Source organism: Citrobacter sp. Cpo142, from assembly GCF_030332425.1.
Classification (GTDB): domain Bacteria; phylum Pseudomonadota; class Gammaproteobacteria; order Enterobacterales; family Enterobacteriaceae; genus Citrobacter; species Citrobacter portucalensis.
In genome coordinates, this window is sequence record NZ_JAOWHW010000079.1 from 49898 (window position 1) to 65371 (window position 15474).

The 15474-nt window shown below is 46.5% G+C and carries 18 protein-coding genes; 5 read left to right on the forward strand and 13 right to left on the reverse strand.

What is annotated here, in order from left to right; all coding sequences use genetic code 11:
- Positions 1–2: 2 nt before the first annotated feature.
- The 10 genes from traW to OGY18_RS04040 form a co-directional block, all read right to left on the reverse strand.
- Positions 3–1217, reverse strand: coding sequence for a conjugal transfer protein TraW (gene traW, locus OGY18_RS03995; protein ID WP_286551900.1), 1215 nt, complete (start codon positions 1215–1217; stop codon positions 3–5).
- Positions 1204–4266 (reverse strand): putative type IV secretion/conjugal transfer ATPase, encoded by a 3063-nt coding sequence (locus OGY18_RS04000; protein WP_286551902.1) that lies wholly within the window; start codon positions 4264–4266, stop codon positions 1204–1206. The genes traW and OGY18_RS04000 overlap by 14 nt, the downstream gene beginning before the upstream one ends.
- A 1-nt stretch (position 4267) precedes the next feature.
- Entirely contained in the window at positions 4268–4702 is a 435-nt protein-coding gene (locus tag OGY18_RS04005) for a hypothetical protein (RefSeq protein ID WP_286551904.1), read from the reverse strand.
- A gap of 51 nt (positions 4703–4753) precedes the next feature.
- Positions 4754–5110, reverse strand: coding sequence for a hypothetical protein (locus OGY18_RS04010; protein ID WP_286551907.1), 357 nt, complete (start codon positions 5108–5110; stop codon positions 4754–4756).
- Between the two features lie 10 nt (positions 5111–5120).
- Positions 5121–5636 carry a conjugal transfer protein TraQ gene (gene traQ / locus OGY18_RS04015; protein WP_286551909.1) on the reverse strand — a complete coding sequence of 172 codons (516 nt, stop codon included), beginning with the start codon at positions 5634–5636 and terminating at the stop codon, positions 5121–5123.
- Positions 5636–6358 (reverse strand): hypothetical protein, encoded by a 723-nt coding sequence (locus OGY18_RS04020; RefSeq protein ID WP_286551912.1) that lies wholly within the window; start codon positions 6356–6358, stop codon positions 5636–5638. The genes traQ and OGY18_RS04020 overlap by 1 nt, the downstream gene beginning before the upstream one ends.
- 43 nt (positions 6359–6401) lie before the next feature.
- Positions 6402–7697, reverse strand: coding sequence for a hypothetical protein (locus OGY18_RS04025; RefSeq protein WP_286551914.1), 1296 nt, complete (start codon positions 7695–7697; stop codon positions 6402–6404).
- A complete protein-coding gene (locus OGY18_RS04030) occupies positions 7698–8837 on the reverse strand; it encodes a DotH/IcmK family type IV secretion protein (RefSeq protein ID WP_286551916.1) in 1140 nt (379 codons plus the stop codon).
- Positions 8838–8850: 13 nt separating this feature from the next.
- Positions 8851–9537, reverse strand: a complete 687-nt coding sequence (locus OGY18_RS04035) for a DotI/IcmL family type IV secretion protein (protein WP_286551918.1) — start codon at positions 9535–9537, stop codon at positions 8851–8853.
- 340 nt (positions 9538–9877) lie between these two features.
- Entirely contained in the window at positions 9878–10246 is a 369-nt protein-coding gene (locus OGY18_RS04040) for a hypothetical protein (protein ID WP_200059048.1), read from the reverse strand.
- 115 nt (positions 10247–10361) lie between these two features.
- Here OGY18_RS04040 and OGY18_RS04045 point away from each other — a divergent pair, with 115 nt between their 5' ends.
- The 5 genes from OGY18_RS04045 (at position 10362) to OGY18_RS04065 (ending at position 13789) form a co-directional block, all read left to right on the forward strand.
- Entirely contained in the window at positions 10362–10607 is a 246-nt protein-coding gene (locus OGY18_RS04045; RefSeq protein ID WP_115490211.1) for a hypothetical protein, read from the forward strand.
- A 284-nt stretch (positions 10608–10891) separates the two neighbouring features.
- On the forward strand, positions 10892–12106 hold the full coding sequence (locus OGY18_RS04050; RefSeq protein ID WP_286551921.1) for a replication initiation protein: 1215 nt from the start codon (positions 10892–10894) through the stop codon (positions 12104–12106).
- A gap of 86 nt (positions 12107–12192) precedes the next feature.
- Complete coding sequence (locus tag OGY18_RS04055) at positions 12193–12822, forward strand: hypothetical protein (protein WP_286551923.1); 630 nt, start codon at positions 12193–12195, stop codon at positions 12820–12822.
- A 522-nt stretch (positions 12823–13344) separates the two neighbouring features.
- On the forward strand, positions 13345–13536 hold the full coding sequence (locus OGY18_RS04060) for a hypothetical protein (RefSeq protein WP_115490214.1): 192 nt from the start codon (positions 13345–13347) through the stop codon (positions 13534–13536).
- Between the two features lies 1 nt (position 13537).
- Entirely contained in the window at positions 13538–13789 is a 252-nt protein-coding gene (locus tag OGY18_RS04065) for a helix-turn-helix domain-containing protein (RefSeq protein WP_286551925.1), read from the forward strand.
- 69 nt (positions 13790–13858) lie between these two features.
- Here OGY18_RS04065 and nadS read toward each other — a convergent pair whose 3' ends face one another.
- The 3 genes from nadS to OGY18_RS04080 all read right to left on the reverse strand — a co-directional run bounded on the left by nadS (position 13859) and on the right by OGY18_RS04080 (position 15353).
- The gene (nadS, locus tag OGY18_RS04070; RefSeq protein ID WP_320338568.1) at positions 13859–14152 is read right to left on the reverse strand and encodes a NadS family protein; all 294 of its coding nucleotides are present in this window, start codon (positions 14150–14152) and stop codon (positions 13859–13861) included.
- A complete protein-coding gene (locus OGY18_RS04075; protein ID WP_015062286.1) occupies positions 14149–14478 on the reverse strand; it encodes a type II toxin-antitoxin system RelE/ParE family toxin in 330 nt (109 codons plus the stop codon). Before OGY18_RS04075 ends, nadS begins: the two co-directional genes overlap by 4 nt.
- Before the next feature lie 605 nt (positions 14479–15083).
- Positions 15084–15353 (reverse strand): hypothetical protein, encoded by a 270-nt coding sequence (locus tag OGY18_RS04080; RefSeq protein WP_286551976.1) that lies wholly within the window; start codon positions 15351–15353, stop codon positions 15084–15086.
- Between the last annotated feature and the right edge of the window lie 121 nt (positions 15354–15474).

Genomic DNA, 15474 nt, shown 5'->3' on the forward strand with positions numbered 1-15474 from the left:
GCTTATTCCCCCCCTGTCCTGGCTCCAATGGCCTGGTATTGTCCGTTCAGTAACGGTTCATATTCATTACGAACCTGAGATGCCAGTTGCTGGCCAGCAATGATGTTTCCGGCCTGAATTTCATTGCGGAGATCCAGCAGTAACCAGTTGGTGAGCGATGCCACCCGAATCTGCTCACGGGCAAGGTTGTCCGTATCCATGCCCTGCAGATCGGCCTGATATTCTGTATTCGCATAACGGCGCCCTACTTCGAATTGTAAGAAATCAGCTTTGGACATTTTCCCCGTCTGCTTCACGACGTCGCTTGCGGTCGCGTCAAAGTAGGATTTTGCGCTTTTAGACTGCAGAGCTTCGGCTATTAACGCTTTGGTTTCATCGATAGGCTGGCGTTCAGCTAACACCTTTTCCTGGGGATCTGCAGCTGCACTTAGCGAGGCGTACATCTGATTTTTCAGACCCAGGTATTGAATGCCGGCAGCGCTGTTTGCTTCTGCCTTTGACAGATCTTTACTGACACTGCGATACACGGAATTCTGGATGTACATCCTGGCTGCATCAGTCTGTTCCTGAGTAAATGTCAGGTCTGGTTCTTTACCATCAGGGCCAGCGCCGGTGAGTACAGAATCAACACGCTTATCCGCTCCGGGCATGTTTTTACTGACTGCAGGGCAGGCCTGAGAACCACCAAAAGCTGCATAATCGATGCTGTCACAATATTGCACGTGCACTTTTGCCGATCGGGCAGCGTCGGCTGACGGAGATAACGCAGGCTTGTTTACAGCGTTACTGACCGCACTGTTGGCAACACCTCCACCACCAGGACGCATCGAGCCTTTTGCAGCAGAGCTTCCGCTCGATACCGCACTGGCTCCACCGGAAGCAGACTCGCTGCAGATACTGTCCGATACCTGAAATTTGGCCTTGGCGTCGGAGAGATTTTCCTGCCGTGATTTCTCAGTCTGGAATTCGCGGTCGGATTTTGACGCGGCTTCGATGGTTGTGGCCACTTTGCTACCGTTCTGGTTGATAGCAGAGCCAATCTGTGTCAATACCGTGGTTAAGGCACCCTGAAATGCGCTCATTTGCATAGCGATCGCATTAAACCCGGTTTTTACTACCGTAATGAGTGTGACATCTGTCACAGGATAAGCAGCCCATACTGTGCCAGAGATACCTAGTGAAAAAAGCAGGGCGACAATTGGTTTACGCAGCTTCATTTTCTATTTTCTCCCTGATTTTCTCGGAAATTTCTTCTATAAGGTAGGAGGCGACGGTCTGCCCTTCGGCGTTCAGACCTTTCTGTCGAATGGTTTCCTGATATCGGATGGACGATCCTGACGGGAAGTTTCGGGCGAGATATTCCCGAACAACAGCTGTCCCGAATCGCTTATACAGTTCGTCCCGGACAATCATGTCTGCCTGCGACGTGTTAAATCCCCATAATTCAGTGGCGCTGGAGGTGTTATTCAGAATGTGGCAGACATTCCCAAGGCTGGTTTTGAAAAATGCGAGGAAGTTGGCTCCGTTAGGACCAGGGCCGCGGCACTCTCGTTGTAACCGGACAAGCGTTTCAGGTGTGACTTTGAATTCCTCTCGCAGAATTTTTTCATCGCTGCTTGAACCACCACGCAGGACAAATACGTCAGTGGCAGCTGCCCGGATAATGGGATGATGGTGCTCAAGGAACTGTGACGCCAGAACGACAACAAGACCAAGCTTACGCCCCTGCAGTGCATCCTTTACGAATTGCTCAGAAGTGAACTGGTCATCCTTAAAGTTATGCGATTCATCTGCGGCGATAATGCGCTTTTCTGACCGGTTAGACAGAATACGGATACGATGATGCTCTTTATATATATCCGGGCATTGCCGCATGAATGATTCTTCTTCCAGGAAGAAGCTACGGGTTCCGATATGGCGGGCCAGCATATAGAAGAGGCCTGCCTTGTCGCTTTCTGCGGCGAGTACCTTGCCCAGATCGATACTCATAAAGCGGGTTTCGGCAGATATTTCGAATCGTGTACGACCGGCAAACATTGGATACAGATTTGATACGTCACGCAGATATCGCTGAACGTACTCCTGCATGGTTTCACCGGTGGACTGCACTTTGAGATTAGGGTACAGGTTCATCATGATGCTTGAAGCTGCGACGCTGTTGAGCAGAGTAATGTCAGGTACAGCCATACGCTGTGCCAGTGCAGCTTCATGATGAAAACCATGTTCAAAAAGTAAGTCCACAACCTCCCACCATGAAACGCTCTCCCACCAGGAATCATCGTGGATACCCTTCTCACGAACAATCGCAAGTTGCTTGTCCACTTCTGGTAAAACGGCTGCTTCATAAGGCAGTGCGGTTTCTGGCTCTGACGTCAGTTTATAGGCTTCATCGATTAATTTTGAAAGAAAACCCTCGAGTCCATCCGGCAACTGGCGGGTTACAATTTGTCCTTTCTCTGTCTGTGTAATCACTGTGGTGGAACACAGTAATTTCATAAAGTTTTGCTGGAAGGTCCTCTCATGAGGAAGTGGATAGCGTAGCCCCAGCTGAGTATCATAAATGTTCGTACCATACTCACGAGAGTTTTCCAGTTCATAGCACCCGACCTCGTGACGGCGATCTTCCGGAAGTTCGTCGCTTAAAAGTTTTATCAGTCCAAAGGAGCTGCGGCCGACATCGATGATCAAACCCAGTGGCACTCTGGTGTAGCCAGGCGCAACGGCAAAGGCAAAGTTCATTACGTTCATCGTAAGAGACTTACCAGACCCGGGAGTGCCAGAAAAAAGGCGAATCCAGGTATCCTGTAGCGGTGAATACGCATGCAAAGGAATGATTTTACCGTCAGGGGTACATACTGTGAGCCAGCCGTCATTGAATGGAGATGCTGCCTGCGTAAATGGCATCATTTCCAGTGCTTCACGCAGAGGGGGGGTCATCACTGTAGCAGGGTTAGCTTTGGCAAAACCCGGCACTGACGCCAGCCAGTAGGCTGACGTATCACCTGAAGAGCCGCTCATTGATGGAACCCCCCAGGACTGGAGTGAGGCATCGAGAGTCGTCACTCGTCGTTTAAGCGTTTCCAGATCGTCTGCCCACGTTGTCGCTGTAAACTGCATACACATTACAGGGTCGTGTTCATCACGGGATTTCAGGTAATCCAGTGACGTTTTCACTTTTTTAATCTCGCCAAAAAAACCCAGCAGGCTTGCCGTCATACTGCGCAGCTTACAGCTGTCCAGACCTTTCGGTGATAGCTGGAATGTACAGCGGAACGGCATAGATCGATCCATTCTGGCCAGCAGTTCAGAGAACTGTTGAATGTCGTGTGGGGCCAGCTCCATGTACAGCAGTGCATGGTAGAATTTACCGGTACTGATATATTGTGTCCCTTCCGGGATACTGGGATTAGATGTGCAGATTTGCCATTTCAGTTTTAGGGGTAAGATGTCATCCACATGTTTGACCTGCCCCCGCGGACTCATACCTTCCGTGACCAGCAATGGTTTCCAGTTCTGAGCTGTGCGCTCACGTTCGATCATTATTCGAATACGGCGTGACGCTTCGTGTGCTTCAAGTCGTCGTACAAGAATGCCGGAGGTGCCATTGATATCGCATAACCGGAAATTATCGATGATGCGTTCGGTGGTTGCGATATGCAGTGTACGCAGAGATTCATAGATGGTATTGATGTTCTGGCCATACACTGGATGCTGAAGACCCTTGGTCTTCTTTAGCTTCTCACTTTGTTCGTCTTTGATCGTCTCCCTGGTCAGTGCCAGAAGACCTGTCTTCAGTACCAGCAGATTTTGCTCAAAGTGACATCTGCTGGCGTTTTTCGAAATACGTTCACGGATGAGGTCGCCAACATTGAGCCCCATTTTTTTACATGCCAGAATTTGTGGCGCCACAATACGCGCAAGTTCGTCGTAGGCACGATCAGGGTCTTCTTCATAAGAGAACCAGAATTCATGACCAGATTTTTGACACAACGGGCGGAGTAATTTACCCAACTCGTCGAGCATGTTTGCATAGTGATCCGGACCAACGATTTGGAAGACACCCTGAAGGTCAAAAACGGTTATCAGCTCTCCCTGGTCTGTCGTAATGACATATGGCGACTCCAGCGAGGTGTCGTTATCCACGTCACGCTTTGTTAATGGCACAACCGTATCCCATGATGAATATTCTGGAAGTGGTTTGTTGATGGTATTAGCTGATACCAACGCAAGTAAGCGGGTCAGACCATCCAGAAACTCTGTTTTCACGTTAAGATCTCCAGAACATCAGCTTTTCAACGAGTGGTTTATTTTTCTCGCGAAATGAAAGCTTTTTAGGGTTGAATAATAAAAAGAGATTTCTGTTTTTTTCTGTGGCTTCAGAAATCTGAGCTGGCGTTAGTTTTGAATATGCCAAATAAAAGGCAGCCGGGGCTGCTGTGCCAAAGTAATTACTCACATGTTTTTGACCGGAGGCAAGCCAGCGGAGTAATGCTTTACCCTTTTGAATATCACTCTCATTGTTACTTTTGAGAAGTTCATAAATGCCAAACTGTAAATTGCATAAATGGCTTTGTTTATGGTTAGGTAAGTATATGAACGTTGCCTCATCGGTAATGTGGCTCAAGATTCGCCATTTATCAAAAGGACTCTCCGTGAGCGCAAACTCAAGGAATAATTCATCGGGAGTTAACTTTGTCGTCATTTCGCCATCCTTTGAGACTCCATCAGGAACTAATTCCTGATGGATTGTCGGTTAATAGGTGGTCAATTCAACGCCAACTGATTCACCAGTTGAAGCCAGGATGAATGCAGCCCCGGCAAAGACAACTGCTGCTGCTACAAGCCATCCTGCATGACTTAACTTCACATGGGGGTCATCATTCGCTTTTTTCTTGAAAACAATTGCAGCACCAACGACACAAAAGAAGGCAATAACACCAGCAATGATCGTACCAGCCAATTTAATTGTTTTAGCCTGGTCAGCAGCTTTTTGGGCCATTTCCCCCCAGGTTAAAGCATTGGCAGGCGCAGCGAAAAAAAAGTAGGCAATGACGATAGCCATCAGGAATTTAGTTAATTCTTTAATCTGAGTGTGATTTTTCAGTTTCATTCGATTTTCCTTAAATACTCTCTGTTAACGACTTTAATAACTTAGCGATCTGGACGAGGAATCCACCCGCCACGATATGAATAAGACCCTGCAATGCTAAATCTCCACCGCTGTTTTCCCCTTTTACTTTCTTCCAGAGTAAAAATAACCCTTTAATACCAAATACACCGCCCATCATTGCGGCGAATGTTAATGCAGCATTTATTACTTGCGAAAATTTCCCCAGGTTCCCACCCGGATCAACGTAGGCTATAACACCGAAAGAAACATCGCCCATCCCAACTGATTCACTAAATGCACTTAATGTTGAAGCATAATTTGTTATCAGTGTGGCCAGAATAACTACACCGATGACTTCCCCGAACGAAATTGGAGTGGCTCCCGGCGCGGTACTGCGTACCATTTTTAAAGCAAGAAAATATAACCACAGGAAACCAACCAGGGCGCATATTGCCCAGAGCATCGTCCAGAATGGCGCAGCCAGACCGTTAATGAAATTAACAAATGCGACTGAGAGTTCTTCCATCAGCGAATCACTCCGGATGTTGTGATTATTTCGCGATTAATGGGATCAATTTCTTTAATCTGAGCACCATTAACTTTTTCGCCAACAGTAACCGAATAAACGCTGCTGCCTTTTGTTTTCTGTACAAAGGCATATCCCTCCTGGATGGTGATGATGGAGATACCTCTCATCACTTTCATACCTTTTGATTTACTCGGATGGTTGGCTGCACCACCATCGCGAAGCAACTGAATCTCAACTTTGAGTTCTGTATTTTCGCTAACAGCTATCTTGTACTTTTCCAAAAGCTCCTTATATTTATTGTCGCGAATTTCAATAGCCTGACGGGCTGTATCGAGTAGCACTTTCAGATCATTATTTTCCAGAACCATACTGGTCTGCGTTGGCTCATCGGAGGGCGCAGTATCTACAGACTGTTCAGTAGCTGGTTCGGCTGCCTGTGATTGCTCCGGCACTTCAATAACCGGTAGAGCAGGTGCTTTCGCTGAGTCATCAGACGGTAGCGCGATAATAAAAATGATAAAGATGATGAAAAAGCCAACCAGCCCCAATACAGCATAAATAATGTATCTGGCCAGACTGGTTTTTCCGGTTGTTTTTCCTTTCTCCGGCTTGCCGGTTTTCCCACCTACAGGTTCCGGTGCGACAACCTCAGCGGCGTTCGTTTCGGAAACGAACACTTGGTCAAACGCGTCTTCATTATTACCCTGTGTATTTTGCATTTCAAATAATACCTATTTTTCGTAATATCGAAGCCAAAAAAAATTACTCAGGAGAAACAGAGTTAAAAATAGGTCCACCTGTATTCTGACCCGGTGTAAAGCTGCGCTGTTCTTCAATCTGTTTCTGAGCGGCTGGCTGGCTGTACGATGCTTGTTGTGTGGTATTGCTGTCTGTTTTTTCAATCGCATCAGAACTCATGACAGGCTCAATAAAAATGACCCCAAAAGTGGGTTTGTCAGACCGTTCTACCTGAATAGGTGGTGTCCGGGCATTATCTGCTTTAAGAACATCAGCAGTCTGTTGTGCCAGGCCTCCAAAAAAAGTGCCTTTGATCTGGTCTGTGCTGACCTTGCCATCACTGCTGGTAACGACAGTGCCGTTGCTTACATAGCTTTCCTGTGCAGTCGTTTTTTCATAAAGCTGGCCAGTCTTGGCTACACCCAGGGCCAGAGCCGGTATAACAATGCGACTGAAGTAGCGATTATTGACATTGCCGGAAAGCATTGAGCGACCGGTATCCAAATCTATTGGTTTTGCCTGAATTCTGTAGGTTTTGGCTATTCGATCGTTTCTACCCCGATATGACATCAGAGAGAAGGTCATATCGATGTCCTCACCAACCAGTTTATAGCCTGAGGCCAGCAGGGTAGCCCCGGACAGTTCAGCACACATCAACGTGGCGCGGACGATTGAATTTGTATCCGTATCCAGCTGCGTAAGTAGTTTTGCCGGACATAGCTTCAGTGCATCGTAGAGTTTGAAAGGTATAACGGCAGGTGCAGCGGTCGGGGCCGCAGCGTTTAGCGTCGGATTTGCTGTGACTGCTGGCATAAATGAAGAAGCATATTGAGTCACTTCCTTTGCCTCAGAATCAACAGGTGTTGCATAGCGCCACGATGCTTCAGCGGCATCCAGTATTGCCTGTGCTTCCTGACGGGCAATATTTGCAGGTTTCATCCCTGGTTGCCGGTATTGTTGTGCCGTTGTTTCTGTTTTGATGCGGTATTGCGTCTGGGCGGTTTCAGTTGTTTTGGGTTTCACTTCTTCACTGTAATAGGCCGGAATAGATATCCAGCTATTCCCGTTCTGGTATGCAGCCGATCCCTTTTGAGTGTTATACCCATCAAGTTGTTTTATATAAGCCTGATTCTGCGCTGTGGTTACTTTTTCTTTATTGCTGGCTTTAATAATACGTGACGCTTCTGGTGCCTGTTCTGATTTACTGGCCAGTGAAACAAACCATGCAACCGCAATGCAGAAAATAATGAAACAAAAGAACCCGCCTACAATAAAGGCATTGCGACGCTTATCTCCCCCAACAATCGACTTTTTGGCCATTTATAATTCCACCTTCACCGTTACGGTACTGCCCTGTTGCATTAATGCAACGAATGGTGACAGCTCCATTTCATACACATGAGTCCCATCAGCTGAAGACAATGTTTTAGAAAACTGTGATTTAGACTCCATAGTCGTGCGCAGATAAAGTTTATCCCCGCGACGCCAGGCTTTTACTTGCGGGTTATCTGTTTTTAAGCGGGTGGCATCAGCTGGCGCTATACCATCCAGCATGGACTGTAACTCCGGGCTGCTGAGTGCTATTTTTGAAATGCTGGTAATGGAATGCGCAGGAGCCAGTGGGCCTCTGCGCGGAACCCGCAGATTAATTCTGCTGTCATACACAAACGTTTTATCACTGGCATTCGGCTCAGTGTTTGCGAGAACGATGGTAATCGGAACGGGGAGATCCTTGAGTAACACTCCGATGTCACCATCGCCATATGTAACCAGAGGCTGTACGAGAACAATGGGTGTATCAGTGAAACTCCGTACATAAAAACGGTTATCACCACCACTGTTAATCACTTTATCAGCCAGTGGCCATGGAGAACCGGTGATATCCTCAAAAACGATGTACGTCGGACGACCAGGAGCAACCCGAACGACAGGTTGCGATGCCCCAGGAGACAGGCTGATGGTCTGAGAACTTGATCGCGGTACCGAGTTGATGACACTCTGGTTCAGGCTGGCACTGAATTTATCCCGGTTAGCTAAGGCTTCCTTGATAACATCAGGAGACACAGGAGAAATTTTTTCCATCAAAGCTTGTTTGGTTGTCATTACATCCTGTTGCGAACTGCCGGAACGCGCTGAAGAATTGCCATCAGTTGTTCCTGGTCCATAGGTAGTTTTATCGGGAAAACGGGGGGCCGTTTGCCCGTCCTGCTCCTCTCCCAGCATTCTTTTCCGCTGATCTTCAAGCGCTGAATCCTCCTGAGTCTGAGTATTCTGAGGTCGGGTTTCTGCGTCCTGTTCAGGAAAAGGTCGGACAGGTGCAACATTGCCGTTCCCAGGCGAAACTGAATCAACCATACGGACATTTGGACCTGCGTCAGCAGACGGTTTCTGGGTATCAGCGCTGGCTGCAGTACATGCAATTCCCAAAACAGCAAACAGGTATCTATATTTTGAAATCATAATCTGATCCGTATTATTTTTGCGGTACAGTTACTACCTGAGAAATAGCAACACCTTTCGGGTTGGTCTTGTTATCAACGGCCTGAATGGTAGCGATAAGAATAAATTTTAACGGCTTGGAGGTGGTGTTTTGTCCCACGAAATTATAAGTAATGGGTATTTGAACGACCCATGTCCAGGCGTCAACTTTCTTTTTAAATCCTTTTTGACTAATTATCGGTGTACCGAACTCTGTTCTGAGGTTGACGCGGTCTTTTTCCATGATGGCAATAATGCCTGCGTCTTTGACTGCTTTAATAAGATTCCCAAGACCTTCATCAATAAAACCTACCCGACCTTTTTCAAGGTCCTCACGCCATGTATCAAAATCAAGATTTAATACATCGTAAAGTGTATCCCTGGTAAATAGTTTAATTCCATTATCATTAATCACAGGGCTGTCAAGGGCCACCATTGGTGTTATTTTTCCGTCCGGTGATGATGCAAAATACTTATTATCAGAATTAATGACCGCAATGACGGCAATAATGAGTAAAACAGACAAGACTGCGATGATAATGGCCTGATAAAGCACTACTTTAGACAGACGATTAGCAAGCGCAATGGCGTCTTTGGCCTCTTTAATCAGCCTTTCCAGAGGAGGGATTAGGTCCTCCGTTTTGGTCAGTTCAGGTGTTTTCTCTGTATTCGAGTTTGCCATAATCTTAGCGCCTAAAAATTACGATTAGTACGTATTATATGTAATTTGGGCCAAAAGTGAACCTAATTTATACCGACATGGAATCGGCTTTTCTTTGGGGTTACGGTGTCTGAGTAAGAGAGAGTTTTTCGTATACGAAAAAATTTGTCATGTCGTAGGGGGGAGCTAAGTCATGTACTTTCATGAGGTTAGCATGATTCGAGGGATGTGGGGAAAAATGACTAAAACATAACTCAAATTTATGAGTCTGGAAGCGTGATAAGGACTTGCTTTAATGTAAAAAGTAATGTGTTACGATTTATACGTACTGGACGGAGAGCGATCCTCTGAGTACTATAGTTCAGATCCTGACGCGATCGAATTTGTGTTTTTTGGCGTAAGCAATGATTGCGGTTAACAGTACTTCGTGCTCTGTGATACCAAGCAGCTCTGCGAGTGTTTGCGCTTTGTTGCTTACACGAACATCCAGCCAGAAACTTACCTTGGGGGGATTGTTCTTTCTGCCAACACGAATGTAATCGTTCAGATCCAGGCTGGGCGCGATCAGGAAGCTCTCGACCGCTTCATCATAAATTTCACCCACAGGAATGTTGAGTGATTTGGCCATTAGTTTTGCGGCGTGATGATATTTTTGCGGAATGATTGCCCTGCGAATAATCCGGTTATTTCGGATCGAGGTTGTCTCTGTGTGCCCTGTTTTAGTGCTCATTTTATATACTATTTTTACCTCAAAAAAAGATCGGGAAATGGTTAAAAATGGCTTGCTACAACAGGATTGTATACTGATAATGTGTAATTAGTAAATTATGTGGTGAGGGAAAATCATGCAATTATCGGTTTTCAATGAACTTGCCAAATCAGGTGCCATAACTGGAGTGATCATTTCAGTTGATCCATCTGATGAACGTAAGCGCACTGTCGTCGACTTAAAAACTGTTTTTGGTAAAACGGTACGTCTGACCACTGCGACTAAAAAGCCACGCTACTTTAAGAACACAATTCAGGCACTGGATACAATTTCCAGCCAGACCGGAGAATTAAAGAACGTAAAAGTAAAAATCAAAAGCTAAAGACTGATAAATGACAAAGGGCCTTGTGCTGGTAACACAAGACCCCAAGTGATGAGTCGCTAGAAAGCGGAAGTAAGAAAAAAAGACCTTGATGTGTGGGAACGCTGGTAACGTCCTGCAAATTGCAAACATCGAACTCTGAGGTCATCTTACTTCCTCTTTTGACGGCTCGCAAGTTTTTTGCGCACCGAAAAAGGGATAAGGATGATTTTTTCAGCAAATTTCGGCTGTACTGCTTCTGCATACATGCACATTTTCGCTGGGTACATACGGACTGAAATCCTGTGACTACCCAGTCAGCCGCATGGACTCATTCTTCTTCAGCGCAACGCCTGCTGAACGAAGCGCCATACCTGCCGCGCTGCAGCGATAATAAAACCGCTGCTATCGTGCGGCCGGTTCGCTATGCCATCCGTTATCCGTACATGCAGGTTAACCGAAGCGGCATGGTGTCCTGGCTTATCTTCGATCTTGACCACAGTAATGCCAATATCTGGGACGACCGCGGATTACCGGCACCAAACTTCATTGTGCGTAATCGTAAGAATGGCCATGCACATCTCTATTACGCCATTATCCCTGTATGCACCTCTGAAAATGCCCGGAGCAAACCTCTCCAGTACATGAAGGCCATTTACCAGGCCATGGCCATAAAGCTCGATGCCGATACGGCCTACTCGGGGCCGGTGGCCAAAACACCTTTCCATCCCTGGTGGGATACAACAGAAGTACATGACCAGGAATATGAGCTGGGCGAGCTGGCGGATTATGTCGAACTGCCGACGCGCAGCTGGAACAAAGGTCCCGATCTCGATGCTGTGGCGCATTCACGTCATTGCACAATGTTTGAAGAGTTGCGCTTTTATGCTTACTCGATTGTTGGCCATATGCGCGAGACATCGTCTTATCCGCGCTTCCTGCAGGAAGTTGAGGCCTATGCCCACAATCACAATAACTTCCGCGCCCGTGGCTTTTCCGCCAACCTTTCTCTTTCTCAGGTTAAAGCGACCGTTAAAAGTGTCTCACGATGGACGTGGGACTTTTACACCGGTAATTCCCGCTGTCACCGGGGAGCCATGCAACTCGACAAATCCATTCCACTGGATGAGCGTCAGCGCATGGCGGCCAGCAGGACTCATGGAAAACGGCAACAGGACACATCGAGCCGGATTCGTGCGGCCGTCAGAAAACTCACAGAGGCTGGCGCCAGAATCACCCTGGTGGCCATTGCCGGCATCACTTCATTGTCCCGTCAGACAATAGCGCGTTACCGCTCAGTCATTGACGAACAGAACTCCGATGGCAACACAGTCACCCCGCTGCGGAGCGAATCTGCAGGAGAAACCAAAAATGTTAATTATGGTGTACATCAGATAACTGCCCCCGCATTTTGTTTAGTATCCGTAACGCCTGTGCCTGCAGGTAGTGTGTCTGTTAAAGGTATAAGTGCAGATCCAGATGATTTGAGTGGGGAGAATGAGAGTTCTGACACAAGTTAATTGTTAGCAGGGACAGTTTGAGCGCACTTATTTACGATTAATATGTATAATTCGTAATGCCCTTTCCTTCTATTCTGAGGTGATCTATGGCATTACCAAGTGATTTTTTCCGTCCTGTACTCGATGCTGGTTATTTCAGACAGCTGCCGGTGGGATGTAATGAAGAAGATTTAAAACAACGTGCGGTCGAGAATCTGCGTATTAACTTTCTGCATGTAATGCATGATACCAGGGATAAATTCCCTGAGTTTCCACAGGAACTGAATCCTTCGCCTGATTATATTCAAAGAGCTGATGCTATTGTTCATGACATCCATTGTGACTATATGGACTCATTGAGCAATAACCGGTTGTTTGATTTTTATCTTGATGGCTCAGATGAAATCGTTGTTGAAAAATTCAGGAATGCAGAGGCAGTTTCGTTTTTTAAGGAAACGCTTGTGCCATATCTGGCCGATTTACTGGAAAGAAATGTACTCGATGAGGAGAAGCTGCGAAGCCGGTATTGCGAATTTCTGACTTCTCATGATTCACCTGAATGCCGCGATGCTGATGACTTCTGGGATTCCCCTGCCCTCAGATTGTATGCCAGCCACATGCTGTTCCAGGATGAAGCACACTCACTGACACACCCTGATAGCGCCGACATGGCCAGCTCTCCTGAACAAAATCATACACAAAACTCTCCGCGATCATCGCAAAGTTTCGGTATGTGATGCCAGTGATCGGCCATAATGGCCGGTCACACTTCCAGTATTTTTTCGTATACGAAATTTTTGCATGCACCAGTGGTGAGTTTCCTGGTTTATGTCTGAGTGGGAATCGTCGGTGTGTCTGCCTGCTCTCATTGAATTTTTCGTATACGAAAAATCAAATCTTACCTGCGCTGTAAATCGCTACGGTCAACCCTTCTTCCGTCTGAATATAAAATTAAGACGTCATCATGGTTTTCTGCTTTAACGGAATATAGGGAAGAAAATAATACTGAGCCCGCGATATTTCACAGACTCAATTGGTAAAAAATGCCGGAACAACTCATAACAAACCCCCCCAGGGTTAATGAAGCGAGATGACCGGCACCAGTAAATTATACAAGCTGAGCAATATATGCAAATAGTTCGCGTCGATTTAATCATAAATTTTGAATCAAAGCGTGTACATGGATCGTCAACTGGTTTACTATAATTACGAATAATACGTATCAAACGAAAATTATCAAGTGTAGGAGGGTAACTGATATGGCTCTGTCAGAACGTGAAAACGAAGCACAATGCTGGTATTTACGCCGTCCGGGTACACAGGAGTGGCGCTGCACTGAAAATAAAACGTTTATGGAATTCTGCGAATGGAAAGGCTGGGAAGTAATGGATGATGCTGAATGGGAAAGTTATCATTCAGACAGCCTAAGCCCTGCTTTATTTGCTCACTAATATGACCGGATTTGATCTCAGGCTCTGGCGCAAGAGTCAGGGCTGGACTCAGGCTCAGGCCGCACTGGCGATGGGATGTGGTGAACGCAGCTGGAGGCGTTATGAAGAGTCAGGCCCTCCTGTAATGCTGGAGCGGGCCATTATCAGTATGGAACTGAAGTGGTCATTAAGCCGGTTCGCAACGCTGGATAAAGAACAAATTTTACAGTATCTCGATGCGTCGTTGCATGATGTTCCGGCACGATGTCGATAATATTTTAAACCCGCCCAGGTTTACCACCCCGGTCAGTTGCCGGGGTTTTTTTTCGTATACGAAAAGTTTTCAGACGGCCTGCAGCATTCTGAGCATCGACGGATGTTGCTGGAGAACGCATAACAGTTTCAGGCTGCTGCCGTTGGGTATGCGCCGGTGCTGTTCCCATGCTTCAACCAGTGAGGGAGAAACACCGACAGCCTGTGCAAACTGTTGCTGAGTCAGTCCGGTTGTGTCCCGGATAGCTTTCACATCAGGGATTTCATAGGTGGTCACACGAGCAGCTGTGCGACGCCCTTTCCTGATTTCTACTGCCTCAGCAGCGCTATCCATCAGTTCTTTGAAGAGTTCGTCTTTCATCATTCCCCCTCGATCATGGAAATAACTTTGCGGAGCTGAGCTTTCTGTTCGTCACTCAGGTTTTCCATTTCATTTTTAGGATAAACCAGCAGCAGGTAAATTTCCCCTTCCTGGTTTAAATAATAGTAAATCACGCGGATACCACCGCTCTTTCCTTTTCCTTGAATAGCCCATCTGACTTTACGGCAACCACCTGTAGCCGATATGGTGGCCCCTGATTCCGGGTTTTGTCTCAGGTGCTCCTGAAAATTCAGGTACTCGTCATGACTCAGCAGGGTTTCAATTTTCCGTTGAAATACGCTGGTCTCTATAAAGTGGAGCAATTTCATTCCATGTCACCTTATCTGTTATAGTTCTAATTATACTCTTACTGTGTAAGACATGCAATTATTAGTCAATGAGGGCAGCAGGTGATACATAATTTTTCGTATACGAAAAAATGGCGAATTTGATTTCACTAACTTACTGAAATATCGTCACTTCGGGGATGGTGAGCGGTTTCTAGAACCGATGAGTATTTCCAGCAACCACGTATTCCTCTCTATACAGAGATCATGAACCGTGAAGTCCTGGCTCTCTGTTTCCGGCGTTTGGGCATGAGTGGTCATGTCGCAATGGCGAACAGGAACTGAGATGATTTATGGCTACTGATAACAACGTTAAACCTGAAGGTACTGGTTCGCGCCTCCGGCAAACTTAATGCTCTGCCAGAAGCACCGAAAGGTGAAGCATCAGGAAAAAAGCCTCTCCTGAATGCTGATTACATCAGGCCATCCGTGGGAGCCTTCGGTTAGTGTCTGTGTACAAAATTTTCGTATACGAAATTTTTTCAGAATCTCCCTTCCCTGTTTTTACCGCTTCGTTTTACTGAGCATCAGTCAGGATTTTTTCGTATACGAAAAATTCAGAACTGACCTTTACTGGTCGCGCACTGTTATGCCAGTTCGTCGGGATCATCAATTGCCTGAGAAAAATACTCCGTCCGGTAGTCATTGCTCCACCCAATCCAGACCGAAGCCGTCCCGTCATTTGTCAGTACGCGGTTTCCCTGCATAGTATCTTCATGTCTGGAAGTCGTCAGGCATTCCCTGATAATGTCTGCTCCGGCAACTATGCCTGTACTCTGGGTTTCAAAACCGGCAACCACCACAACGGCTTCAGGGTCCAGCTGTTGAAGCTGTTCAATCAGCTCTTTAACTTTCATCACATGTGCCTTCTTTTTATTTCAATATCCACTGTTGTGGCTGGATACGTTATACCCCTTAAGCCAGGTATGAATCAATGATAATAGTCGATACCCTGCTCTTCTGAATTTTGCCGCTTCG